The sequence below is a fragment of the Saccharopolyspora sp. NPDC045941 genome (genome assembly GCF_056431445.1).
The window spans coordinates 34,943-59,077 of record NZ_JBWKKU010000062.1 but is presented as its reverse complement, the minus strand read 5'-3'; the positions used below and the strand labels follow the sequence as shown (position 1 = coordinate 59,077).

Annotated in this window: 21 protein-coding genes; 10 read left to right on the top strand and 11 right to left on the bottom strand. The window is 71.2% G+C overall.

Going from position 1 to position 24,135, the window contains the following annotated elements:
* Positions 1–323 precede the first annotated feature (323 nt).
* Both AC07FN_RS35825 and AC07FN_RS35820 read right to left on the bottom strand, forming a co-directional pair.
* Positions 324–1,553, bottom strand: a complete 1,230-nt coding sequence (locus AC07FN_RS35825) for a M14 family zinc carboxypeptidase (protein WP_452616502.1) — start codon at positions 1,551–1,553, stop codon at positions 324–326.
* 253 nt (positions 1,554–1,806) lie between these two features.
* Positions 1,807–2,667 carry a MurR/RpiR family transcriptional regulator gene (locus AC07FN_RS35820; protein WP_478399631.1) on the bottom strand — a complete coding sequence of 287 codons (861 nt, stop codon included), beginning with the start codon at positions 2,665–2,667 and terminating at the stop codon, positions 1,807–1,809.
* 113 nt (positions 2,668–2,780) lie between these two features.
* Here AC07FN_RS35820 and AC07FN_RS35815 point away from each other — a divergent pair, with 113 nt between their 5' ends.
* The 3 genes from AC07FN_RS35815 to AC07FN_RS35805 all read left to right on the top strand — a co-directional run bounded on the left by AC07FN_RS35815 (position 2,781) and on the right by AC07FN_RS35805 (position 6,691).
* Positions 2,781–4,199, top strand: coding sequence for an MFS transporter (locus AC07FN_RS35815; RefSeq protein ID WP_478399630.1), 1,419 nt, complete (start codon positions 2,781–2,783; stop codon positions 4,197–4,199).
* Positions 4,196–5,362, top strand: a complete 1,167-nt coding sequence (locus AC07FN_RS35810; protein WP_478399629.1) for a metal-dependent hydrolase family protein — start codon at positions 4,196–4,198, stop codon at positions 5,360–5,362. Before AC07FN_RS35815 ends, AC07FN_RS35810 begins: the two co-directional genes overlap by 4 nt.
* 69 nt (positions 5,363–5,431) lie before the next feature.
* Positions 5,432–6,691 (top strand): GNAT family N-acetyltransferase, encoded by a 1,260-nt coding sequence (locus AC07FN_RS35805; RefSeq protein WP_478399628.1) that lies wholly within the window; start codon positions 5,432–5,434, stop codon positions 6,689–6,691.
* Positions 6,692–6,846: 155 nt separating this feature from the next.
* On the opposite strand, the gene idi is transcribed toward AC07FN_RS35805, so the two are convergent.
* The 4 genes from idi to AC07FN_RS35785 form a co-directional block, all read right to left on the bottom strand.
* Complete coding sequence (idi, locus tag AC07FN_RS35800) at positions 6,847–7,425, bottom strand: isopentenyl-diphosphate Delta-isomerase (RefSeq protein ID WP_478399627.1); 579 nt, start codon at positions 7,423–7,425, stop codon at positions 6,847–6,849.
* A 93-nt stretch (positions 7,426–7,518) separates the two neighbouring features.
* Positions 7,519–8,505, bottom strand: coding sequence for a zinc-binding dehydrogenase (locus AC07FN_RS35795; protein ID WP_478399626.1), 987 nt, complete (start codon positions 8,503–8,505; stop codon positions 7,519–7,521).
* Positions 8,506–8,608: 103 nt separating this feature from the next.
* Positions 8,609–9,361 (bottom strand): IclR family transcriptional regulator, encoded by a 753-nt coding sequence (locus AC07FN_RS35790; protein WP_478399625.1) that lies wholly within the window; start codon positions 9,359–9,361, stop codon positions 8,609–8,611.
* A 311-nt stretch (positions 9,362–9,672) separates the two neighbouring features.
* Positions 9,673–10,680, bottom strand: a complete 1,008-nt coding sequence (locus AC07FN_RS35785; protein ID WP_478399624.1) for a metallophosphoesterase family protein — start codon at positions 10,678–10,680, stop codon at positions 9,673–9,675.
* Positions 10,681–10,922: 242 nt separating this feature from the next.
* Between AC07FN_RS35785 and AC07FN_RS35780 the strand changes: the two genes are divergently transcribed.
* A complete protein-coding gene (locus tag AC07FN_RS35780) occupies positions 10,923–11,891 on the top strand; it encodes a M28 family metallopeptidase (RefSeq protein ID WP_358579641.1) in 969 nt (322 codons plus the stop codon).
* A gap of 58 nt (positions 11,892–11,949) precedes the next feature.
* Here AC07FN_RS35780 and AC07FN_RS35775 read toward each other — a convergent pair whose 3' ends face one another.
* The 5 genes from AC07FN_RS35775 to AC07FN_RS35755 all read right to left on the bottom strand — a co-directional run bounded on the left by AC07FN_RS35775 (position 11,950) and on the right by AC07FN_RS35755 (position 18,173).
* Positions 11,950–13,155 carry an ethanolamine utilization protein EutH gene (locus AC07FN_RS35775; protein ID WP_478399623.1) on the bottom strand — a complete coding sequence of 402 codons (1,206 nt, stop codon included), beginning with the start codon at positions 13,153–13,155 and terminating at the stop codon, positions 11,950–11,952.
* Positions 13,156–13,173: 18 nt separating this feature from the next.
* Positions 13,174–14,427: a D-arabinono-1,4-lactone oxidase gene (locus AC07FN_RS35770; RefSeq protein WP_478399622.1), complete on the bottom strand. Its 1,254-nt coding sequence runs from the start codon at positions 14,425–14,427 to the stop codon at positions 13,174–13,176.
* Between the two features lie 166 nt (positions 14,428–14,593).
* Positions 14,594–15,883 (bottom strand): M20/M25/M40 family metallo-hydrolase, encoded by a 1,290-nt coding sequence (locus AC07FN_RS35765; RefSeq protein WP_478399621.1) that lies wholly within the window; start codon positions 15,881–15,883, stop codon positions 14,594–14,596.
* Positions 15,880–17,223, bottom strand: a complete 1,344-nt coding sequence (locus tag AC07FN_RS35760) for a cytosine permease (protein ID WP_478399620.1) — start codon at positions 17,221–17,223, stop codon at positions 15,880–15,882. Before AC07FN_RS35760 ends, AC07FN_RS35765 begins: the two co-directional genes overlap by 4 nt.
* A complete protein-coding gene (locus AC07FN_RS35755) occupies positions 17,220–18,173 on the bottom strand; it encodes a DUF1177 domain-containing protein (protein ID WP_478399619.1) in 954 nt (317 codons plus the stop codon). The genes AC07FN_RS35760 and AC07FN_RS35755 overlap by 4 nt, the downstream gene beginning before the upstream one ends.
* A 283-nt stretch (positions 18,174–18,456) precedes the next feature.
* On the opposite strand from AC07FN_RS35755, the gene AC07FN_RS35750 reads away from it, so the two are divergent.
* The 6 genes from AC07FN_RS35750 (at position 18,457) to AC07FN_RS35725 (ending at position 24,095) form a co-directional block, all read left to right on the top strand.
* A complete protein-coding gene (locus AC07FN_RS35750) occupies positions 18,457–19,050 on the top strand; it encodes a helix-turn-helix domain-containing protein (protein WP_358579626.1) in 594 nt (197 codons plus the stop codon).
* Positions 19,051–19,266: 216 nt separating this feature from the next.
* On the top strand, positions 19,267–20,445 hold the full coding sequence (locus AC07FN_RS35745; protein ID WP_478399618.1) for an NAD(P)/FAD-dependent oxidoreductase: 1,179 nt from the start codon (positions 19,267–19,269) through the stop codon (positions 20,443–20,445).
* On the top strand, positions 20,442–20,771 hold the full coding sequence (locus tag AC07FN_RS35740; protein ID WP_478399617.1) for a (2Fe-2S)-binding protein: 330 nt from the start codon (positions 20,442–20,444) through the stop codon (positions 20,769–20,771). The genes AC07FN_RS35745 and AC07FN_RS35740 overlap by 4 nt, the downstream gene beginning before the upstream one ends.
* Entirely contained in the window at positions 20,768–22,177 is a 1,410-nt protein-coding gene (locus AC07FN_RS35735; RefSeq protein ID WP_478399616.1) for an FAD/NAD(P)-dependent oxidoreductase, read from the top strand. Before AC07FN_RS35740 ends, AC07FN_RS35735 begins: the two co-directional genes overlap by 4 nt.
* The gene (locus AC07FN_RS35730; protein ID WP_478399615.1) at positions 22,174–23,094 is read left to right on the top strand and encodes a dihydrodipicolinate synthase family protein; all 921 of its coding nucleotides are present in this window, start codon (positions 22,174–22,176) and stop codon (positions 23,092–23,094) included. Before AC07FN_RS35735 ends, AC07FN_RS35730 begins: the two co-directional genes overlap by 4 nt.
* Positions 23,094–24,095 carry a proline racemase family protein gene (locus tag AC07FN_RS35725; protein ID WP_478399614.1) on the top strand — a complete coding sequence of 334 codons (1,002 nt, stop codon included), beginning with the start codon at positions 23,094–23,096 and terminating at the stop codon, positions 24,093–24,095. The genes AC07FN_RS35730 and AC07FN_RS35725 overlap by 1 nt, the downstream gene beginning before the upstream one ends.
* The last annotated feature ends 40 nt before the right edge of the window (positions 24,096–24,135 follow it).

Genomic DNA, 24,135 nt, shown 5'->3' with positions numbered 1-24,135 from the left:
AAAAGCTGGGCAAACCAGCGGATAACGCATGCCCTGAACACGACAGCAAGATCAACAACAGCCAATCAACCAACCAAGATCACCATCAGCAACCACCGGTGGATTGAGGCTAAGAGTCCCAACCCCGAAAAACCCCCCAGCAAACCACCAAAACCCGCCCCACGAACCAACATCCAACACCCCAAAAGCCCCAATCCACCCCCAAACACCCCCCAAAAAAACCAAAACCCCAACCCCCCAAAAAAAAGCCAAAACCCAACCCCCCAAAAAAACCAAAACCCCGGACCCCCCAAAAGCCGGGGCCCGGGGCAAGGCAAAGACGATCAGTCAGAGCTGGAATCCCAACCATAATCCGGCAATCCGAAGAACTCCCCGCCGTCGAGCCGGTCGACCTCCCCGGAGGCCATGGCGCCGATCAGCGACTCGACCCCGGTGCGAACGGACTGGATCAGCATCCCGTGCTGCTTCTGCCCGAGGTCGTCCTGCTGCCCGCGGACCTCGAACAGCACGGTCGCGGACCCGTTCAGGGCGAAGGCGGACCGGCCCTGCCCGGCGTATTCCCGGGAGTCGGGGTGGAAGTACCGGCCGACGCCTGCCAGCGGCGACTGGGAGCCGTAGGAGCTCTGGATCCCGCGAGCCACGGCGAGCGCGTAGCGCCGGGACTTGTCCTGGTCGAGCAGCGGGTACTCGGCCTGGTAGGCGGCGCCGTCGTCGACGCCCAGGGGCGGGTAGTCCAGCGATACCGAGATGAGCTTCCCGTCCTGGGGCCCGCCGGTGGTCCGCTCGCACGGGCCCATGTGGTGCAGGTCGACCACGGCGTCGACCGCGCCGAACTCGTCGCGCAGGGCCACGTAGGTGTCCCGGATGGCCCGCGATTCTGGCGAGAGGAAGAAGCCCGCGCCGGTCTGCTGGCCGGGCAGGTCGCCGGGCTGCGGCACGTAGTCTAGGCGTGGGTTGAAGTCCCGGTTCAGGTCGAAGCCGGGCAGGTCGATCCCGTCGCCGTTGAGGCCGTGGTACCAGGCGCGCGGTGCGCCCGCGAGCTGCGGGTAGTCGGCGACGACCTGGTCCCAGGGCACGACGTTCATGCGCCGGTTGAGCTCTCCGCCGTCCGGGTTGACCATCGGCAGCGCCACCAAGGTGACGGACGACAGGAGCTGCTGGGTTGCCGCGTCGTTGCTCGTGCCGAGGTCGCGCAGGATGCCGATCAGCGCCTCGGTTCCGGTGCGCTCGTTGCCGTGGATGGCGCTCTGCACCATCAGGACGCGCTTGCCCGTGCCCACGCGCGCCGACCACAGTTCGCGGCCCTGCTTGCTGGTGCCGATCTGCTGGACCGCCACGCGCCCCTTCGAGCTGCTCTCGATGCTGCGCAGCGTGCGGCCGAGTTCGGCGTGGTCGGTCCAGCCGTTCCACTGCGGGTCGTCGAACGTCTTGCAGGAGCCTTGCCCCGGGCCTTCCGGTGGGGCGGAGTTCGCGGGTGCGGCGATGCCGAGGAGGACCGTGGAGGTTGCTGCGGCGAGCGCCATCGTGGTTCGCCAGCGCGGAATTCGGAACACAGTTGCACATCTCCGTTCGCGAGTTGCAATCTGTTCCGACGGCCCGGGGACACCGGTGCCCGGGCACGTCGTTCGAGGGGGAGAGCCGGGCGCGGGAAGCGCGTCCGGTGTGGACATCGGGTGGTGCGCGTCAGGCGGTTCGCCCGATGTCCGCGATCACAGCTCGGCACTCTATGAATCCGTCACCCGCGAGTCAATTGCGATGACGATCCTTTTCGCCCCGTTACCCCGCGATCAACACTTGTTCTTGCGCTCACTGCCTTGATTCTTCGGCGAACAGCCGCAGTCCGCGCCAGACGGTGTCGACCCGCTGGGCGGCTTCCCGGCTGCCTTCGGGGTCTCCGGCGGCCAGTTCGGCGACCAGCGCGTAGGCGACGCTGGTGGCCGCGGTCATGGACTGGAGGTTCGCGATTCCTTCGGTCGGGATGACGAGCACGTGGTCGGCGGCGTTCGCGGCGGGGGACTGGACGGTGTCGGTGATGACGCACGTCGCGGCCCCGGCGGTGCGCGCCAGGTGGATCGCGTCGACGGTTTCCCGGTAGTGCTGCCAGAAGCTCCACGCCACCAGGCAGTCCTGGCCGTCGAGGGAGGCGAGGGCGTTGGCGAGGTGGGGTCCGCCGCGGTCCTCGTGGGCGATGGGCAGGCCGCGGCTGGCCGCCAGCATCGCGAACGCGGCCGCGGCGACGCCGTGGGTTCCGGAGGCGACGACCAGTGTTCGCCGTGCTTCGCGGATGGCCGCGACGACGGCGCGGGCCGCGGCGTAGTCGAAGGAGTGCTCCAGGGACCTGAGGTTCTCGGCGTCGCGGGCGAACACCGACGCCAGCATGCTCCCGTCGCCGGGCGAGGCCGGCTGCTCGTAGCGGTGCGCGAGGTAGACGCCGCGCAGTTCAGCCTGGAGTTGTGGCCATCCGGGGTAGCCGAGAGCCTGCGCGAAGCGGACGACCGTGGCGCCGTTGACCTCGGCCCGGTCGGCGACTTCGGCGGCGGTGGCGTAGGAGCAGTACGTCGGCTGGGTGGTGAGCACGTCGCGGACTCGCGCCGCCTTGGGGCCCAGGCGCGTTTCCGAGATCAGCTCGTCGAGCCACTGCGCGACGTTGGCGCCTTCACCGGTCATGGCCCCATTCTGCCCTGATGCACAAGATCATGCATTGAGCCTTGTTTGCACAGAAGCATGCGGCTAGGGTTCCAACGCATCGAGGTCCGGTGGGGGCCTCCGGAGGAGGTGCCATGTCGACCAACTCCCCGGCGGGTCCTGCGCTGCTGGCCCGTCTCGAAAGACTTCCCGTCTCCCGGCCGCACTTCCGGCTGATGCTCATGGGCGGCCTGGGCATCGCCTTCGACGGCATGGACGGCTCGCTGGTGTCGTACGTGCTCCCGGCCGTCACCCCGCTGTGGGGGCTCGCGCCGTGGCAGACCGGGCTGCTCGGCAGTTCGCTGCTGATCGGGATCATGATCGGCGCGCTGTCGGCCGGGCTGGCCGGCGACGCGATCGGCCGGCGGCGGATCATGATGTACGCGCTCGCCGTGTACTGCGTCGCCACCGTCGCGGCGGCCTTCGCCCCGAACTGGGGTTTCTTCTTCGTCGCCAGGCTGATCGCGGGGATCGGGGTCGGGGCCGAGGCCGCGATCATCCCGGCGTTCATGTCGGAGTTCGTGCCCGGCCGGATCCGCGGCCTGTTCGTCGGCTCGATCGCGGGGTTCTTCTCGCTCGGCTACATCGCGGCGGCGCTGCTGGGCACCTTCTTCGTCCCGGCGTTCCCGGACGGCTGGCGGGTGGCGCAGCTGGTCACCGCCGCGCCGCTGCTGATGCTGCTGTGGTGGCGCCGCGCGCTGCCCGAGTCGCCGCGCTGGCTCATCGATCAGGGCCGTCTGGACGAGGCGGAAACCGTTGTCGCGCAGCTGGAAGAGCGGGTCGAGCGGGCCACCGGGAAACCGCTGCCGCCGGTCGAGGAGCAGGCCGGGCCGGAGCCGGTGCGGGCCGCGGAGCAAAGCGGCGCGGGGTCGCGCATCGCCGGGCTGTGGCTGGGCGGGATGGCGCGGCGCACGGCCGTGCTGTGGCTGCTGTGGATCAGCCTCACCTTCGCCTACTACGGGTTCTTCACCTGGATCCCGTCGCTGCTGGTGCAGCAGGGCATGACGATGTCGAAGAGCTTCACCTACTCCCTGCTGATCACCATCGCCCAGGTGCCGGGCTACTACTCGGCCGCCTACCTGAGCGAGCGGCTGGACCGCAAGCGCACCATCGCCGGCTACCTCACCGGCGGTGCGATCGCCGCCTTCCTGCTGTCGCAGGGCAGCGCCGACGCCCAGGTGCTGATCTTCGGCGCGCTGCTGTCGTTCTTCATGAACGGCACCTACGCGGCGCTGTACGCCTACACGCCCGAGGTGTACCCGACGCGCATGCGGGCGACCGGTACCGGTGCGGCGTCGGCGTTCGGCCGCATCGGCGGCATCGTCGCGCCGATCATCATCGGCGTGCTCTACGCGTCGATCGGGTTCGGCGGCGTCTTCACGATGGTGACCGGCGCGCTCGTGGCCGGCGCACTGGGCGTGCTGGTGTTCGGCGTCAGCACCAGCGGCCGCACGTTGGAGGAACTGACCGGGACCGCCGCGCGCGGCCAACAGCAGAAGGAGATTCAGGCGTGACCTCGCGAATCGTGTTCCGCAACGCGACTGTGCTGGACCCCCGTGCCGGCGAGTTGCTGCCGGACAGGTCGGTGGTGGTCGCCGACGGCCGGATCGTCGAGGTCACCGACGAGCCGGTGCGCGCGGCGGAGGAGATCGACGTGCGCGGGCGGGTGCTCATGCCGGGCCTGATCGACTCGCACGTCCACGCCACCCAGGCGAGCGCGGACTTCGCCGAGCTGAAGTCGTGGTCGCCGTACTACGCCGCGGCGCGGGTGGGCCAGGTGCTGGACCAGATGCTGATGCGCGGCTTCACCACGGTCCGCGACATGGGCGGCGCCGATCACGGCGTGGCCCGCGCCGTCGCGGAGGGCCTGTTCCGCGGGCCGCGCGTGCTGTTCGGCGGCCCGATCATCGCGCCGACCGGTGGCCACGGCCTGACCCGGATCTGCGACGGCGAGGTCGAGCTGCGGCGGGCGATCCGCGAGCAGATGGCGCTCGGCGCGCACCACATCAAGCTGACCGTCAGCGGCGGTGTGGTGTCCTCGATGCGGATCGACGCCCTCGGCTATTCCGAGCCGGAGATCCGGGCGGCGGTCGACGAGGCGAACCTGGCGCACCGCTACGTGGCCGGGCACGCCTACACGGCCGAGGCGGTGAACCGCGCGCTGCGCTGCGGCGTGCGCACCATCGAGCACGGCAACCTGATGGACGAGTCGAGCGTCGAGCTTTTCCAGCAGCACCAAGCGTTCTACGTGCCGACGCTGGCCACCTACCACGCGCTGACGCGCGACGACGCGCCGCGCGCGTTGCCGGAGGAGAACAGGCGGAAGCTGCACGACGTGATCGACGCGGGGCTGCACGCGCTGGAGCTGGCCGACCGGGCGGGGCTGAAGATCGGGTACGGCACCGATCTGCACGGCGAGCTGCACGCCTACCAGCTCGCCGAGTTCAGCCTGCGCGCCCAGGTGCAGCGGCCGGTGGAGATCGTCCGCGCGGCCACGATCACCGGCGCCGAGATCGCCGGGATGGTCGGCCAGATCGGCGAGATCGTGCCGGGCGCCTATGCGGACCTGCTGGTCGTCGACGGCAACCCGCTGGAGGACATCGGCGTGCTCACCGACCCCGAGCGTCGCCTGTCGTTGATCATGCGCGACGGGGTGCTGGTGCGCAACGAGATGTGACATCGGTCCGTTAACCGCACGGTCATCCCAGGTCAAGCGCCTGCAATACGGCGGGGGAAGCATGGTGGCATGACTTCCCGGCAGCATCGCGGGGACTGGACCCGCGAACTCATCGAGCTGGCCGCGCTGTTCCTGGCGGCGGGGGCGGCGAACCTGTTCGCGACCGGGGCGCAGGGCCGCGGGCCGCTGGCGCTGCTGTCCATCGGCGCCGTCCTGCTGGTGGCGGCCGCCGGTCGGTGGTGGTGGCGTCGGCGGCAGGTGCCCGTCGTGCCCGAGGTGCGGGTTCCGGAGATCGTGAGCGTGCAGCAGACGCTGTGGCGGCTGCGCGCGTCGGTGACCGACACGCCGGGCCGGCTGGCGCACCTGGCCGGTGGCCTGGCCGCGCTCGGCGCGGACATCCGGACCATGCAGGTCCACCCCGTCGCCGGCGGGGTGGTCGACGAGGTGCTGCTGCACGTGCCGTCGCGGGTGAGCGGGCGGCAACTGGTCGCCGCGGTCGAGGCCGCCGGTGGCCGGGACGTGACCGCGGTGCGGGCGGACGTGCGCGAGCTCGACGACGTGCCGACGCGGACCGCGAACCTGGCGATCGACCTGGTCAACGGCCGCACCGACCTGGTCCGGGCGCTGCGCGCGCTGCTCGGGCAGGTGACGGTCCAGTGGCAGGAGGAGGCCGGTTCGCCCACCGGCGGTGAGATGCGCCTGGCGGATCCGGGCGGCGGGGTCCTGGTGCTGGAGCGGCCCGGCGGGGCGTTCACCCCGGCGGAGTTCGCGCGGGCGCGGGCGATGGTCGAGCTGGCCGCGAGCTGCCGGGCGCGGGTGCGGCCGGTGCCGGACGTCGCGCGCGCCGCGAGCGGGGCGGAGCTGACGATCCGGCCGGCGGACCGGTCGGACGTGGAACTGGTTTCGGAGTTCCACGAGAGGTGTTCCAGCGCGGCCCGCTACCGGCGCTACTTCAGCCCCGGGCCGGGGCAGGGGGAACGCGGCCTGCTGCGCCTGCTGACCCCGGCGCTGGGCCGCTCGCTGCTCGCGCTGGCGCCGGACGGCGCGGTGGTCGGCATGGGAAACCTGATGTACGACGGCGATTCCGGCGAGCTGGCGCTGCTGGTCCGGGACGACTGGCAGCGGCAGGGCGTCGGCACGGCGCTGGCGCGGAAGCTGGTCGAGCAGGCCGAGGAACTCGGGATCGGCGCGCTCACCGCGCAGACCCACGTCGACAACACCGCGATCGCGCGAACGCTGCGCGGTGCGGGCCTGAAGCTGATCGGCGCGCCGGAGCCGGGGGAGTGGAGCTGGTCGCGGGAGCTGCGGCCGAAGGCGGCGGCCACCTGACCGCAGCTCCCGCGCGCGTCAGCCGAGCTTCTCGGTGATCAGCGGCACCACGGTGTCGAGGGTGTGCGGGATGCTGAGCAATGGACCTACCCCCTCTCCGGTCAGGTTAGCTTTGGCCAACTTGACCGGAGAGGGGAATTGTCCGCAATGCGGGGTCAGCTCACGTGGGCGGCGGGCGGCAGGCCCGCCGGCGAACCCTTGGGCCACCGGGCCGGTTCCGGGCCCAGCTCGGCCAGCTGGCGGACCTGCAGCGAGCACCACGGCGACACCTCGGACTCGCCGGCGAGCACCGCGGAGCTGAACTCCGCCCAGTCCACCCAGCGGGTTTCGGCGACCTCGTCCGGGTTCGGCTCCGGCGTGCTGCCGGTGAAGGCGACGAACACCGGGCACTTCTCGTTCTCCACCACGCCGTTGGGCATCGTGGCGCGGTACTGGAAGCCGGGCAGCACGAGCTCCAGGCCGTGCACGGTGAGCCCGAGCTCTTCGCCGAGCCGCCGGGTGATCGCGGCCTTCATGTCCTCCGCGGGCGCGGGGTGGCCGCAGCAGGTGTTGGTCCACACGCTCGGGAAGGTGCGCTTGTGGTGCGCCCGCTGCGTCAGCAGGAACTCGCCGCGATCGTTGAACACGTAGCAGGAGAAGGCCAGGTGCAGCGGCGTCTGTCGATGGTGGACGATCGCCTTGTCCTCGACCCCGATCGCGTTGCCGGATTCGTCGAGCAGAACCACCTGTTCCACGGCCCTACCTCCTGGGAGCGTGTTGATCTGACCGGATGCGCCCCAGGCCCGCACTTTACGACAAACCGGTCGGTATCCGCCATACGATCTTGATCACGGGTGGGGTCGCAGCACCACCTTGCCGTAGGTTTCGCGGTTCTCCAACGCCGCGTGCGCCTTCGCCGCGTCGGCAAGCGCGAACGGCGTGCCGACCAGCGGCTGCAGGCTGCCGTCGGCGAGCGCGGCCAACGCCTCGTCCTCCAGCGCTCGCATGCCGCCGGGCACCTTCAGCAGGTTCGGGCCGAGGGCCACGTTCGCGGCCACCGAGCGGGCGATCAGGTCGTCGGAGGTGAACCGGTGCTCGCCGAATTCCCTGCCGTACATCGTGATCCGGCCGCCGGCTCCGAGCAGGTCGAAGGCCGCCCGGCCGTACTCGCCGCCGGCTCCGTCGAGCACGAGGCTCACCTCGCGCCCGTCGAGCGCGTGGCGCACCGCCTCCGACCAGCCCGGCGCGGTGTAGTCGACGGCGACGTCGGCGCCCAGCTCCCGCACCTTGGCGACCTTCGCCGGCCCGCCGGCCGCGCCCACCACCGTCGCGCCGATGTTGCGGGCGTGCTGCACCGCCAGCGCGCCGATGCCCCCGGCGGCCGAGGTGACCAGCACGACGTCGTCGGCGGTCGGCCGCGCGATGCGCAGGATGGACATCGTCGTCCGGCCGGTGCCGATCATCGCGACCGCGGCGTCGAAGCCGACGTCGTCGGGCAGCGCCTGCAGCGCCTCGACGTCGCGGACCGCGAGCTCGGCGTAGCCGCCGCTGGCCATGCCGAGGTGGGCGACGACGCGCCGGCCCAGCCACTCCGCGTCGACGTCCGCGCCGAGCTCGTCGACGACCCCGGCGACCTCCCGGCCCGGCGTCATCGGCAGCTCGTACCGCGCGAACGGCCCGTGCGGCATGCCCTGCCGGATCGCGGTGTCGATGACGTGCACGCCGGCGGCCGCGACCGCGATGCGCACCTGCCCGGGGCCGGGGACCGGGTCGGGCACCTCCTCGTAGCGGAGGACCTCGGCGGGGCCGAACTCGTACTGCCGAATCGCGTGCATTCCTTCTCCCTGCGCCGTTTTCCGGGTTGCGGCCGCAACGCTAGGAGTTCGAGCAAGGTCGAGGTCAAGGCCCCGGGGCGGGAATTGTGATCGTGGCCTCCGGTCAGCGGAGCCGGTAGGTGATCTCCTGGACCGCCGTGCGCACCGCGGCGGCCATCTCGTCGAGCCGGTCGGCCACCCGCGTCGTCGGCCCGGCGATCGACACCGCGGCGGTGCCGGCGTCGGCGCGGTGCGACAGCACCGGTCCGGCCACCGCGGACACGTCCGGCACCGTCTCGCCCCGGTTGTAGGCGACGCCGTCAGCGGCGATGTCCGCGAGCTCGCGCCCGACCCGGTCCCGCTCGTCGGGATCGGGGAAGTGTTCGCGCAGGTACGCCTCGCGGGAGGCGCGGTCGAGGTTCGCGAGCAGGCACTTGCCGATGCTCGTCGGGTAGAGCGGGCGCCGCTTGCGCAGCGGCGCCGAATAGCGGATGAGCTGGGTGGACTCGATGGACTCCAGGTACACCACCGAGTCACCTACGAGCGTGCCGATCATGACGGTCTCGTCGAACTCCGCGCGCAGCTTCTGCATCGCCGGCCGGGCCGCGTCCACCAGGGGTGTGCCCGGGGTCGGCAGCAGCGCGCCGACGGCCGGTCCCAGCAGGTAGGCGCCGCCCTGCTCCTGCAGGTACCCGGTCGCCACCAGGCCCTTCACCAGGCCGTGCACCGAGGTCTTCGGCGCGTCCAGCGCCCCGGCGAGCACGCTCAGCCGCACCCCGTGCGGGTCGGCGGCCACGGTCTCCAGGATGGTGGTCACCCGGCTGACGGTGCGGTGCTCCTTGGCCGGGCCGCGCGCCCGGCCGCCTGACTCGCCCACGGCGCCCCCTCGGCTCGGCCTGCGCCTGAAGGATAGCCAGCCCGGCGGCCGGACCGAAGCCGCGCCGCTTACGAGCCGCCGACTACGGGGCTGTTTGAGGATGTGGCGTCAGCCGCATGCGGTGTGGGACTCAGCTCGCACCGCCGCGGGTTCTCAGGCTGTGCCTGCCCTTCTGGGCTACTGGGCGAGGCCAGTCCCCGATGCCGCGTATTGGTCATACGTAAATCGGGGCTCCCACAGTCCAGGCGGCGGCCGTAATTCCCGCAGGGGGCCGCTACCCGCACCGCCACGCAAACCCATTCAAACCATCTCTACGAGCCGTTGTGCAGTGGGATGGTGATTTGCTTCAGCCAGGTGCCGGTGGTGAAGTCGCGCGCCATGATGACCACGTTGCGCGCGTCGACCTCGACCTGCAGGCCCTGGTTGAACGCGCCGCCCAGGGACACCTCGCCGCCCTTGCCGTCGTCCTGCCAGCCGACCTGGATCGCGCCCGTGTTGACCACGGTGAAGCCCTCCAGGTTGCCGGTGCCCGGCACCACCCGGCGCACCACCCAGTCGGACAGTTCGAGGTTCCAGTGCGTGTGCCCGGAGAACAGGAACACGTCGCGGTGGCGGCCGAGGATCCCCAGCAGCCGGTCGGACTGCAGGTAGTCGTTGAGGTAGAGCTTGTTGTGCGTGCCGGAGACGGTGTTCGGCAGCGGGTGGTGGGTCAGCACCATGACCGGCTTGCGCCACCGCGCCCAGTGGTCGAGCCGCTGCTCCAGCCAGTTGAACTGCTGGTCGCTGATCCACACCTCGTCCCACAGCTTCGGGTCGTGGTAGTGCGAGTACCGCTCGGTCCCGATGCTCAGCACCGGGATCCCGCCGAAGGAGTGCTCCGCGAAGATGGTGTTGCGGCCGGCGAAGTTGAAGAAGCTGCGGAACAGCGAGTCCTCTGTGGTGCCGTTGGGCCAGGTCTCCTGCGCGAGCGTGTCGGGGTCGCGCCACTTCGGCACGTAGAACTCGTGGTTGCCGATCGCCCAGGCGACCTCCTCCGGGTGCGCATGATTGTCCAATGTGGACTTCACGGCCGCGTACTCGAAGTCGTAGCCGCGCGGCGTGATGTCGCCCGCGATGCCCAGCCCCGCGCTGCCCGGGTTGATCCGGGCCAGGTCGTCCAGCGCCTTGCCGAAATCGCCGAGGTCGCCCTGGATGTCGCTGATGATGTTGAAGCGCACCTTGTTGCCGGCCTGCGGCGGCGCCGCGTGCGCGGTGGAGCTGAGGACGGTGGTGGCGGCGAGCGCGCCACCCGTCCCGGCGATGAACGATCGGCGATCCATGAGCGCTGATTCCTCCTGTGCTGGCCGGTTGGCCCTGTGAAATTAGGCCGAACGGCCGCACCGGCGGTGGATTCCTCGTGTCGGCCGGATGGACTCGTGCCGAACACTTCACCGAAAGTCGGGCAAAGCCGGGAAAAACGAGTTCCGGGCACCGGCGGCGAGTTCACGTCAAACCGCCCACCGCGTCGCGTCGCGTCGTTACGGTCCGCTGCGGCGAAGATCGACCGACGGAAGGGCGCAGCATGCCGAAACGACCACTCCTGGCGACCGCGGCGGCACTGGCCGTGGCGTCCGCTCTGGTGTTGCCGGCCACGGCGGCCAGCGCACCGCTGACCGGCGTCACCGCCGTCCAGGACCACCTGCAGGAGCTGCAGAAGATCGCCGAGGCCAATGGCGGCAACCGGGCGGCGGGCCAGCCCGGCTACAAGGCCTCGCTCGACTACGTCAAGGCCCAGCTGGACGCAGCCGGATTCGCCACCACGATCCAGGAATTCGACGCCATCGGCGGCACGACGTACAACCTGCTCGCCGAAACCCCCGGTGGTGACGCCAACAGCGTGGTGATGTTCGGCGCCCACCTGGACAGCGTCAGCAGGGGCGCGGGGATCAACGACAACGGCACCGGTTCGGCCGCGATCCTGCAGGCCGCCCTGGACTACGCGGGCAGCGGCGCGACGCCGAAGAACAAGCTGCGCTTCGCGTTCTGGGGCGCCGAGGAGCAGGGCCTGGTCGGCTCGTCGCACTACGTGCAGAGCCTGTCCGACGCGGAGCGCGGCCAGATCGTCGCGTACCTGAACTTCGACATGGTCGGCTCCCCGAACGCCGGCTACTTCACCTACGACGGCGACGACTCCGACGGCGAGGGCGCCGGCCCCGGCCCGGAGGGCTCGGCGGAGATCGAGAAGCTGCTCAACGACGCGCTCGCGACGTCCGGGGTGGAAACCGAGGGCACGGACTTCGACGGCCGCTCCGACTACGGCCCGTTCATCGAGGTCGGCATCCCGGCGGGCGGCACCTTCACCGGCGCCGAGGGCACGAAGACGCCGGAGCAGGCGCAGAAGTGGGGTGGCCAGGCCGGCGAGGCCTACGACTCCTGCTACCACCAGTCCTGCGACACGGTCGACAACGTCGACCAGCAGGCCCTGGACCGCAACTTCCAGGCGATCTCGACGGCGGTCAAGACCTACGCCGAGCAGTTCCCCCAGCCGTAACCGGCGATACCCCGAAAGAGTTGGGCGCCTCCGACCGGGTCGGAGGCGCCCAACGCTGTCAGCCTGCCGCCGGCTCGGGTGCCGCGGTCCGGATCGCCGGCAGGGCGATCAGGTGGGCCAACAGGATCGCCAGCACCCCACCCGCCAGCTTGCCCGCCAGGAGCGGGAGGATCAGGTTCGGCTGGAAGTTCGCCGTGAACGCCAGGTGGTCGCCGACCAGGAAGGCCGCGCACACCGCGTAGGCGATGCACAGCACCTTGTCCTCGGGCGGCATGTGCCCGATCAGGCGGAACAGCGCCAGCACGTTCGCCGACGCCGCGAGCAGGCCCGCGGTTCCTTCCGGGCTCATCCCGATCCGGCGGCCCAACGCGCCCAGCGGGCGGGTCAAACCCTTGCGCAGCACGTAAACCATCGGGAACGCGCCGGCCAGCATGATCCCGATGTTGCCCGCCACCTCCAGCGCCCGGTACTGGTCGTCGGCGCCGGCGATGATGGGGTCGAAGCCCCAGGCGCCCAGCACCGCCGAGAACACGCCGGTGAAGTGCTCGATGATCGACAGCGCCAGCACGATCTTGAGCGCCGCGTCCAGGAAGCGGCCGAACCAGATGAACAGCCGGATCATCGCCGCCGGCCAGGATCGCAGGGCCATCGCCAGCACGACCACGAACACCGCCAGCGGCAACAGGTTCAGCAGCATCGCCGAAGTGTCCAAACCGGACAGTGCGGCGTCCGACGGTGCGTCGGCGGAGACCTCGCCGCGCACCGTCGTGCCGGTCGCCAGCAGGATCGAGGTGCTGATCAGGACGCCGATCGGCACCGTGAGGATGCCCGACATCACGCCCAGCGCCAGGAAGCGGTGGTCCCGGCGGTCCAGGACCGCCAGCCCCACCGGGATGGTGAAGATGATCGTCGCCCCGGCCAGGTAGCCGACGATCGTCGCCATGATCCAGCCGCCGGTGGAGTTCGCGGTGGCCTGCGCGAGCTGGTAGCCGCCCATGTCCACCGCGATCAGGCTCGTCGCCGCGATCGCCGGATCCGCGCCGATCGCGCTGAACAGCGGGCCCGCCGCCGACTCGACGAACGCGGACAGGTAGGGGATCGCGGCCATGATCCCCGCCACCGGGATGAAGATCTGACCGATGGCGTGCAGGCCCTCCTTGAACTCCCGGCCCATCCCGGTGTCGGCGTCGCGGATCGCCGCCACCGCGCCGATCGCGACGAAGGCCATCATCAGGTAGATGATCGAGTTGCCCACGAGTTCCATCCCGGACCTCCTCGCGGCTCAGGCCAGCAGCGGGCGCAGGTGGTCGTTGAGGAAGGTGCCGTTCGGGTCGAATTCGCGGCGCACGTCGAGGAACGTGCCGAACTCGTCGAACAGCTCGCCCATCCGGTCGCGGGTCATGAAGTGCAACTTCCCCCAGTGCGGGCGGGCCCGGAACTCGCGCAGCCGCTCGTCGACCGCGCGCAGGAACGGCCAGTAGTCGGTGCCGGGGGCGCCGGAGACGGAGATGACGGTCGTCGCGCGCCGGTGGTTCGGCGAGAGGTACGCGTCGTCGGCGGCGGTCCACCGGACCTCGAGGGGGTAGCGCTGGTCGGGGTGCTCGGTGCGCATCAGCTCGCGGATCGCCGAGACCGCTTCGAGCCCGTGCCCGGCCGGGACCATGTACTCCATCTCGTGGAACGGCGTGTCGAACCCGCCCGGGTAGATCCGGTAGGCGCGGTCCACGCGGTGGCCCTCGGTGGTGACGATCCCGGCGGGCTCGGCGACCTCGGCCTCGTCGTAGAGCTTCACGTAGCAGTGGTCGGCCATCGGCTGGTCCGGCGGCGCGGGCAGCTGGTAGAGGTCGGCGGATTCGTCGGCGGGGCACCAGAAGAACGAGAAGTGGCGGTGCCCGGCGATCAGCTCGTCCCACGACTCGACGATCTGCTGCCACGGCCGGTAGCTGATCTCCTCGGTCAGGTGGTAGGCGGCGGAGACGGCCAGCTCGACCTCCAGCATCACGCCGAGCGAGCCGATGGCCACCTGCGCGGCCCGCAGCCGCCGCGCGTCGCCCTCGTCGATCTCGACGACCTCGCCGCGGCCGTCGACCAGCCGGACTCGCCGCAGCGCGGCGGAGAAGCTCGGCAGGTCGATGCCGGATCCGTGCGTGCCGGTGGCGATCGCCCCGGCGATGACCTGCTTGTCGATGTCGCCCTGATTCGTCAGCGACAGCCCGGCGTCCCACAGCGGCGCGCCGAAGTCGCCGACGGTGGTCCCGGCCAGCGCCGTGGCCCGCAGCCGGTCCGGGTCGGTCGCGGTCACCCCGGTCAGCCGCGTCAGGTCGAGCAGCATGCCGCCGGTGGGCACCACCGGGGTGAAGGAGTGCCCGGAGCCGGCGACCCGGACGTTCAGTCCCCGGTCGATCGCGTGCCGGACGGCGGCGATCGCCTCGGCCTCGTCGCGGGGCCGGGCGAAAACCGCCGCGGTGCAGGTCTGGTTGCCGCCCCAGTTGGTCCAGATCCGGTCGGTGTCGGTGCCGGGCAGTGCGGAGCTCATGCGGTGCCTCCTGCCTAGGTGACCATCACGTGCTCGTTGCGCGGGTGGTGAAGCGGGAAGACGGCGGCGCGAGCTGGATGCCGCTGGACCAGTGCAGGTTACGGCGGGTGGATCGGGAGTGGCAATGACCGTTATGGGCGATCACCGCCACTCCCGACCGCCCGGATCAGCAGGTGTGCAGGAGGCGTTGCATCACCCGGGTGGAGAAGCGCAGCGACTCCAGCGGGATTCGTTCGTCCACCCCGTGGAACATCCGCGAGTACGGCAGTTCCGGCGGCACCCGGAGGGCCTTGAAGCCGAACCCGTTGATGCCGATCGTGGCGAACGCCTTGTTGTCGGTGCCGCCCGCGTTGCAGTACGGCGTCGGGTGGCCGTCGGGGTCCTCCGCCCGGATCGCCGCGCACATCGCGTCGACCAGGGTGCCGGAGAACTCCGTCTGCATCGCCACGTCGTGGTGGATGAACTCGCGGCGCACCGACGGCAGCAGCAGGGAGTCGATGGTGTCCAGCAGCTCCTGCTCGTGGCCGGGCAGGAACCGCCCGTCCACCGCGGCCGTCGCCCGGCCCGGGATGACGTTGGTCTGGTAGCCGCCCTCGATCATCGTGGGATTCGCCGAGTTGCGCAGGATCACGTCGACCAGGTCGGCCACCGGGCCCATCTTCGTCAAGCTGCCGTCCACATCGGACGGATCGAAGTCCGTGCCGAGGAGTTCGGCGGCCCGCTCCAGCAGCACTCGCACCGGCTCGACCAGCCGCACCGGGAACCGGTGCCTGCCGATGCGGGCCAGCGACTCCGCCAGGTCGGTGACGGCGTTCTCGTCGTTCGGCGAGGAGCCGTGCCCGGCCCGGCCGGTGGCGATCAGCCGCAGCCACGCCTGGCCGCGCTGGGCGTTCTCGATCGGGTACAGCCGCTGGCCGTTGCCCAGGTCGAACGACACGCCGCCGCCCTCGGTGATCGCCTCGGTGACGCCGTCGAACAGCTCCGGCCGGTTGCGCACCAGCCAGTGCGAGCCGAACTTGCCGCCGTCCTCCTCGTCGGCGAGGAAGCCGAACACGACGTCCCGCGGCGGTTTCCGGCCGGTGCGGCCGAACTCCCGCGCCACCGCGAGGATCACCGCGTCGAAGTCCTTCATGTCGATCGCGCCGCGACCCCACAGGCAGCCGTCGTGGATCTCGCCGCCGAACGGGTCGAAGGTCCACTCGCTCGCATCTGCCGGCACCACGTCGAGGTGGCCGTGCATCAGCAGCGCGCCCCGTGACGGGTCCTCGCCTTCGACGCGGGCGATCACGCTGGCCCGCCCCGGCGCGCTTTCGACCAATGTGGACTCGATGCCGACCTCGGCGAGCTTCGCCGCGACGTACTCGGCCGCCGCGCGCTCGTTGCTGGTCGGGTTGGAGGTGTCGATGCGGATCAGGTCCCGGCAGAGGTCGACGACCTCGTCCTCGGGCGCGCTCATGACTTGCGTCCTTCCAGCGTCGAGGTCCCCACCGGGCGCACCAGCCCGGCGAAGGCGAGCACCGTGTAGAGCAGGAATCCGGTCAGCAGCGAGTTGAGCGCCGGGATGCCCGCGTCGACGAAGTGACCGACGCAGAAGCCGGCCGCCCACACCACCAATGTCGCGGGCACCCAGGTGGCCACCTTCTCCGGCAGCGTGCCGGTCGGCCGGGTGCGGTCGAGCTCGCCGCGCATCCGGCGGGCCACCCAGTACTCGGCCACGATGATGCCGCCGATCGGCGGGATCGCCACGCCGAGGATCTTCAGGAATTCCGTGAAGTGGTCCAGGAAACCCATCGCGGACAGCACGGTGCCGAGCACGCCGATCACGAGCGTCACCGTCGCGCGGTGCAGGCGCTTGCCGAAGACCGTGTCCGCGAAGTTCACGACGCCCAGCGAGGAGGCGTAGAGGTTCCAGTCGTTGATCTTCGCGGTGGACAGGATCACGATGACCAGCCCGGCGAACCCGGACGTGGACAGCACGATCGAGGTGACGTCCTTGCTGCCGACCAGCTGCCCGAGCAGCACGCCCGTCATGCCGACGATGTACTCGCTGAGGATCATCGAGCACGAGCTCTGCAGCAGGACGTGCCAGCCCTTGCGGTTGTAGCGGGTCATGTCGGGGGCCACGACCGCGCCGGACATGAACCCGCCCGCCACGATGGTCGCCGCCGCCGGGATGGACAGCGCCGCCGCGGTCGGCTCCTTGGCGATCAGCTCGCCGATGGAGTGCTGCGAGAGCGTGCTGATCACGCTCCAGGCCACCAGCGCGAAGAACAGGGGCACGGCGATCTTGGCCAGCCACATCATGTACTTGAACCCGTAGATCACCAGTGCGGTCAGCACCGCGCCGGAGATCGCGCACCACAGCCAGATCGGGCCGCCGACCAGCGACTGCATGCTCTTGCCGAAGATGCCGTTCTGCACGCCGAACCAACCGACCATGCTGATCGCGATGACGAGGCTGACCAGCGCCGAGCCGTTGCGGCCGAACCCGGCGAAGCGGGTGAGCATGGTCATCGCCAGGCCCTCGCGCTGACCGGCCAGGCCGACCAGGAAGATCACGATCTCCAGCAGCACCGCGCCGAGGGTGAACGCCCAGAAGGCGTCCCAGAACCCCATCGCGATGCCCAGCGAGGCACCCAGCACGAACTGGGAGAGCGAACCGGACTGCCCGAGCCACTGCAGCAGCATCGACCCGAACCCGTAGCGCGCGTCCCGGGGGACGCGGCGCAGCGAGTAGTCGTCGTTGCCGATCTGCTTGCCCGGCGCGGCCTCGGCGGACTGCGCCGTGCCCATCATTCCTCCTCGGCGGGCAGGTCGCCCATGGTCTGCAGGTGGGCGAGGGAGCCGTAACGCGCGACGAGGTGGTCGAACTCCGCCTGGTCGTGGAAGGCCAGCTGGCCCGCGCCGAATTCCTTGGCGACCTCGACGGCGTAGCGCGCGGCCGCCGCGATGTCGGTCTCGTGGCTGGCGCCGGTGGCGCAGCCGGGCACGGCGGTGGCGGTCACGAGCGCCAGGCCCACCACCGGCGCAGCGGTCGCGGTGGCCGGCTGCAGGATCGAGTTGATGTGGTAGACGCCGTTGCCGTAGGGCGTGATGTCCTGGGTGGTCACCGGGTAGGTCACCAGCGGTTCGCCGGTCACGGTCTCCAGCAGGGTGCCCAGCCGGTCCGACACCCGCAGCACCCAGCCCTGCTTGACCGTCGGCGACAGCGCCAGGCCCTTGTGGTTGATGATCCGGTTGCCCTTGGTGGTGTCGATGGACAGCACCGCGTCCATGTCGTCGCTGACCTCGTGGGCGTTCATGGTCGCGATCCCCACCGGGGAGTCCATGAACGGCACCGGCTCGTGCGGCCGGGTCGGGGCGTCCGGGCACACGTGGGTGCTGATCAGGACGTCGCCCGGGAGCACGTCGCCGCGGGCGCGCATCGACAGCAGCTTCGCCGCGGTCGCGATGGCCGCGGCGGCGCCGTCGCCGTCGGAGACGAACCCGGTCACCTCCGGGCGGGCGCCGATCCCGCCGAGCCGCCCCACGACGCCCAGCGTCGGGGCGTCGCCGCCGGCCGCCTTGCCCCGCGTGCCGGGGATGCGGACCTGCACGAAGTCGGTCGTGCCCTGGTGGCCTTGAACGGTGGTGCTGGTGGCCAGCCCGGATTCGCCGGCCACCTCGTCGAGGTGGGCGACCACGCGGGCGCCGGTGACCGACGGATCGTCGAGGAGATCCACCACATCCAGGACGTGTTTGAGCATCTGGGCCCCTTGGAACTCGGCACCGCGAACCGGGTGCGGGCCGCGAGCGCCCGGGCAGGACGGGGGAGCTGCCCGGGCTCGCGGTCTGGTAGTTGGAAGGGCGTTCGCCGGAGTTGTTGTCGGGGCACCTCCGGCGACCGCCGTGCCGATTACGGTGCGCTTGCGCCGAACCGTCCAGCAAGGAAATCCCGCTATTCGCAAAACCGGACGTCGCGTGGCCCGGTGGCGGCCGGGTGCCGGTGGTTAAGCTGCGGGCACGTTCCGGGTCTTGGGGAGGTGCTTGATGGCGCAGGTGGAGGCCGTCCGGGTGCTGGCGGCCAATCTGCGGGCGCTGCGGGCCGAGCAGGCGCTGTCGCTGTCCGAGGTGGCGCGGCGGTCCGGGATCGCCAAGGGCACGCTGTCGCAGCTGGAGTCCGGCGTCGGCAACCCCACCATCCAGACGGTGTTCAGTTTGTCGAACGCTTTGCAGGTGCCGGTGTCGACCTTGCTGACCGAGCGCACCGAGCCCGACGTGGTGCTGGTGCGGTCCGCGGGGCTGGAAGTGCTCAGCAGCAACGCCGTCGACCTGCGGATGCTGCGCCGGCTCGACCTGACGTCGGCGGTGGTGGAGGTCTACGACCAGCGCGTGCGGCCCGGCGAGGTGCAGCGCTCCGACGGGCATCCCGGGCGGGAACACGTCGTTGTCACGGAAGGGAAACTGCGCGTCGGACCGGCCGACGCGCCCTACGAGCTGGGGCCGGGGGATTACGTGTGCTTCCCGGCGCAGCTGCCGCACACCTACGAGACCGTCGGCGGCCCGGTGACCTCGGTGCTGCTGCTGGAGTACCCCAGCGACACCGACAGCCCAATGCTCCGCCACCACCCACCGCTCACCTAGGCGCGTTGGACCGCAATTTCAATGGAAATCGAAGGTCCGATTTCCATTGAAATTGCGGAAGTTATCCACAGGCACCGGCGTGTCGGGGCCGGACACGCCGGGGGCCTGGGGGCGTGGTCGGGGTGGTGGTGCGTGTGGTGGGGGCCGGGGGTTGACCTGGGTCACATCGGGGTTTAGCGTCGGCATCGTTCATTTTAGTGAACGATGGTGGTGGCTATGGGGCAGTTTCCCGACATCGTGGTGGTCGGCGCCGGGATCGTCGGCGCGGCCTGCGCCGAGGCGCTGAGCGCGGCCGGGCACGTCGTCGACGTGCTGGACCGCGGCGCGCCCGCGGCGGGCACGACGGCGTCCGGCGAGGGCAACGTGCTGGTCTCCGACAAGCCGCCGGGCGCGGAGCTCCGGCTCGCCCAGGCCAGCCGGAGGCGTTGGCCGGAGCTGGAGCGCAGCCTGCGCGACGAGCTCGGCGCCGACTTCGAGTGGGAGCCCAAGGGCGGCGTGGTCGCGGCGACCACTGTGGACGGAGCGGAGGCGCTGACGGCGTTCGCCGCGCAGCAGCGCGACGCGGGCGTGGATGCGCGGGTCCTGCCGTCCGGCGCGGTTTTCGATCTCGAACCGCACCTCACGCGGGACACGGTGCTCGCGGTGCACTACCCCGAAGATGCCCAGGTCCAGCCCGTCCTCGCGGCATCGGCGCTCCTCGCGGCCGTGCGCCGGCGCGGCGGAACCCTCCGCTCGGGAACCGCCGCCACCGGGGTGGTGCGCGGCCGGGACGGCCGGGTGACCGGGGTGCGTGCGGGCGGCACCGTTTTGCCTTGTGGGGCAGTGGTGAACGCGTGCGGCCCGTGGTCCGGTGAGTTCGCGCGGCTGGCGGGCGCGCCGATCACGGTGCTGCCCCGCAGGGGCATGGTCCTGGTCACCGCGCCGGTGCCGCCGGGCACCGTGCGGCACAAGGTCTACGACGCCGACTACGTCGGAGCGGTGGAAAGCGGCGACGCCGAGCTGCAGACTTCGACGGTGGTGGAGAGCACCCGGGCCGGAACCGTGCTGATCGGGTCGAGCCGGGAGCGCATCGGTTTCGACGACACCGTCCGGACCCGCGTGCTGCGCGAGATCGCGGGCAAGGCCGCCGCGTTGTTCCCCGTGCTGGGGCGGGTTCCGGTGATGCGCGCCTACGGCGGCTTCCGGCCGTACGCGCCGGACCACCTGCCGGTGATCGGCGCCGATCCCCGGGTCCCGGGCCTCTGGCACGCGACCGGGCACGAGGGCGCCGGCGTTGGGCTCGCCGCCGCGACCGGGCAGCTGCTCGCGGAGTTGTTCGGCGGGCGGCCGCCGCACGTCGACCCGGAGCCGTTCCGCGTGGACCGGCCCGGGCTGATCGAGGAGGTGCGCGCGTGATGGGCCCGTTCCTGACCCCGGACCGGCGGGATCCGGCGCAGCCGAGGTACTCCGGCGAATTCGCCGTCGAGGTGGACGGGGCACGAGTCGCCGCACGTGCCGGGCAGACGGTCGCCGCCGTGCTGATGGCGACCGGCCGCACATCCTGGCGCAGTACCAGGGAGAACGGGCGGCCGCGCGGGCTGTTCTGCGGCATCGGCGCGTGCTTCGACTGCCTGCTGGTCGTGAACGACGTGCCGGATGTGCGGGCGTGCCAACGCGCTGTCGAGCCCGGCGACGTCATCCGCACCCAGCACGGGGCCGAACTGCCGGGAGGCGAGGCATGAGCGTCGTGGTCGTCGGCGGCGGGCCCGCGGGCATGAACGCCGCGGTGCAAGCCGCGCGGGCCGGTGCCGAGGTGGTGCTGGTCGACTCCGCCGAGCGGCTCGGCGGGCAGTTCCACCGCCAGCTGCCGGAGCAGTTCGCGGCGCGGCGGCCGGAACGCATCCAGCACGGCGGGCGGTCGTTCCAGGCGCTCCAGGACGAGCTCCTGGCGAACCCGCGGATCCGGTACCTGCCGCGCAGCACGGTGTGGTCGCTCGAACCGGACCGGCAGATCAACGTCCAAAGCGGCCCCGCCGATGCTCCGGGCCTGCGGCTGACGGCACTGCGCGCCGATGCGCTGGTGCTGGCCACCGGGGCGCACGACCGGGTCCTCCCGTTCCCGGGCTGGGACCTGCCCGGGGTGTTCAGCGCGGGGGCCGCGCAGGCGATGGCGAAGGGGCAGCGGATCGCGGTCGGGCACCGCGTGCTCGTCGCCGGGACGGGGCCGTTCCTGCTGCCGGTGGCGGAGTCGCTGCTCGACGTGGGCGCCGAGGTCGTCGGCGTGCTGGAGGCCGGGAATCCGGCCGCGTGGCTGCGGCAGTCGGCGGCGGTCGCCGGGCAGCTCGGCAAGCTCCGGGAACTCGCGGCCTACGCGGCCCGCTTCGCCGGGCGCGTGCCGTACCGGACCCGCACTGCCGTCATCGCGGCGCACGGCGACGACCGCGTGCAGGAGATCGTGACGTCCAAAGTGGATTCCGACTGGCGGCCGATTCCCGGAACTCAGCGCCGGTTCGAGGTCGATGCCGTGTGCGTGGGGCACGGCTTCGTCCCGCAGCTGGAGCTGGCGTTGGCCGCGCGCTGCCGGATCGTCGACGGGTTCGTCGAGGTCGATGCGGCGCAGCGGACGTCCGCGACGGGGGTGTTCGCGGCCGGTGAAGCGACCGGCATCGGCGGTGCCGACCTCGCCGCCGCCGAAGGCGTCGTCGCCGGTCTCGCCGCGGCCGTGCACGTCGGCGCCGCCAGCTGGGAGCAGGTGGAAACCCAAGCGCGCCAAGCACTCATGAAAGTCCGAAATGGACGAAGGTTCGCCCGGGCACTCGCCGAGGCCCATCCGATCGGATCGGCGTGGCCCGAGTGGCTGGAGGCCGACACGCTCGTGTGCCGGTGCGAGGAAGTCCCGTACCGCGAACTGGAAGCGGCCGTGCAGCAGCGCGCCGCGCACAGCGCCCGCTCGCTGAAGCTGCTCTGCCGGGTCGGCCTCGGCCCCTGCCAGGGCCGGATCTGCGGGCAGAACGCGACCGACCTCGCCGCGCGATTGCTCGGCGAACCGATCCCCGACCCGGAAACCCCCGCTCGGCGGCCGATCGCAGCGCCGATCCGGCTCGCCGACCTGGCCGGCATCCCAACCCCTGACGAGGAGGAGAAGTGACTTCCAGCAACGATCTCGGTGGCGTCGTCGTCGCGACCGCCCTGCCCTACGCCGAAGACGCGTCGGCCCCGGCCGGCCTGCGGGTCGACTACGACCGCTACGCCGAGCACTGCCGCTGGGTGGTCGACAACGGCTGCCACGGCGTCGGCCCCAACGGCTCCCTCGGCGAGTACTCGTCGCTGACCCACGAGGAGCGCCGCGAGGTCGCCCAGACCGCGATCGCCGCCGTCGGCGACCGGGCGACGGTCATCGTCGGCGTGCACGCGCCGAGCGCGCACGAGGCGCGGCACTGGGCGGAGCTCGCCGCCGAGGACGGCGCGGACGGGCTGCTGTGCCTGCCGCCGACGATCTACCGCGCCAACAAGGGCGAACTCCTGCACCACTTCGAGCAGGTCGCGGCCGTGGGCCTGCCCGTGATGGTCTACAACAACCCGATCGACACCAAGGTCGACCTCACCCCCGACGTGGTTCGCGAGATCGCCGGGATCGACAACATCGCGGCGATCAAGGAGTTCTCCGGCGACGTCCGCCGGGTGCTGGAGATCCGCGAGCAGGCGCCCGAGCTGAACGTGGTCTCCGGCGCCGACGACGTGGTCCTCGAATCGCTGCTGATGGGCGCGGGCGGCTGGTTCGCCGGGTTCCCGAACGTCTTCCCGGCCGAATCGGTGCGGCTCTACGAGCTGGCCCGGGCGGGCAAGGTCGAGGAGGCGCGGGCGCTGTACGAGCCGCTGGTGGCCGCGTTCCGGTGGGACTCGCGCACCGAGTTCGTGCAGGCCATCAAGCGCGGCATGGAGGTCGTCGGCCGCTTCGGCGGGCCCTGCCGCCCGCCGCGCGGCCCGCTGCCCGAGGCCATGCTCGCGCAGGTCGACGCCGACATGGAGCGCGCCGTGAAGTACTTGCAGAGCAAGGAGAAATGATGCGGTCGCGCCGTTACTTCAGCGCCGTCGACTCGCACACCGAGGGCATGCCGACGCGGGTGATCACCGGCGGCGTCGGCGTCGTGCCGGGCGAGACGATGGCCGACAAGCGCCGGTACTTCGTCGACAACCTCGACCACATCCGGCAGCTGCTGGTGCACGAGCCGCGCGGGCACTCGGCGATGAGCGGCGCGATCCTGCAGCCGCCGACCCGCGCGGACGCCGACTGGGGCGTCATCTACATCGAGGTCTCCGGCTGCCTGCCGATGTGCGGGCACGGCACCATCGGCGTCGCGACCGTGCTGGTGGAGACCGGCATGGTCGAGGTGGTCGAGCCGGTCACCACGGTCCGGCTGGACACCCCGGCCGGGCTGGTGGTGGCCGAGGTGGCGGTCCGCGACGGCCAGGCGGAGTCGGTGACCATCCGCAACGTGCCGTCGTTCGCCGTGGAGCTGGACGCGACGGTGCAGGTGCCGGGGATCGGCGAGGTGCGCTACGACCTGGCCTTCGGCGGCAACTTCTACGCGATCACGCCGCTGGCCGACCTCGGGATTCCCTTCGACAAGGCCGAGAAGGACCGGATGCTGGGCGCCGGACTGGCGATCATGGCGGCCATCAACGAGCAACGCCGCCCGCAGCACCCGCTCGACGCGAACATCGCAGGCTGCAAGCACGTCTACCTCGAAGCGCCCGGCAGCGACGCCGCGCACTCCCGGCACGCGATGGCGATCCACCCCGGCTGGTTCGACAGATCTCCTTGCGGCACGGGCACTTCCGCGCGCATGGCGCAACTCCACGCGCGCGGGAAGCTCGTGCTGGACACCGACTTCGTCAACGAATCCCTGATCGGCACCCGGTTCATCGGGCGGCTCGTGGACACCGCGCAGGTCGGCGACCGGCCGGCGGTGGTGCCGACGATCACCGGCAGGGCCTGGATCACCGGCATGGCCCAGTACCTGCTGGACCCGACCGACCCGTTCCCGACCGGCTTCACGTTGTAATTCCGCGCGACCGCACAACCGGCGCACCGACGTGGTGCGC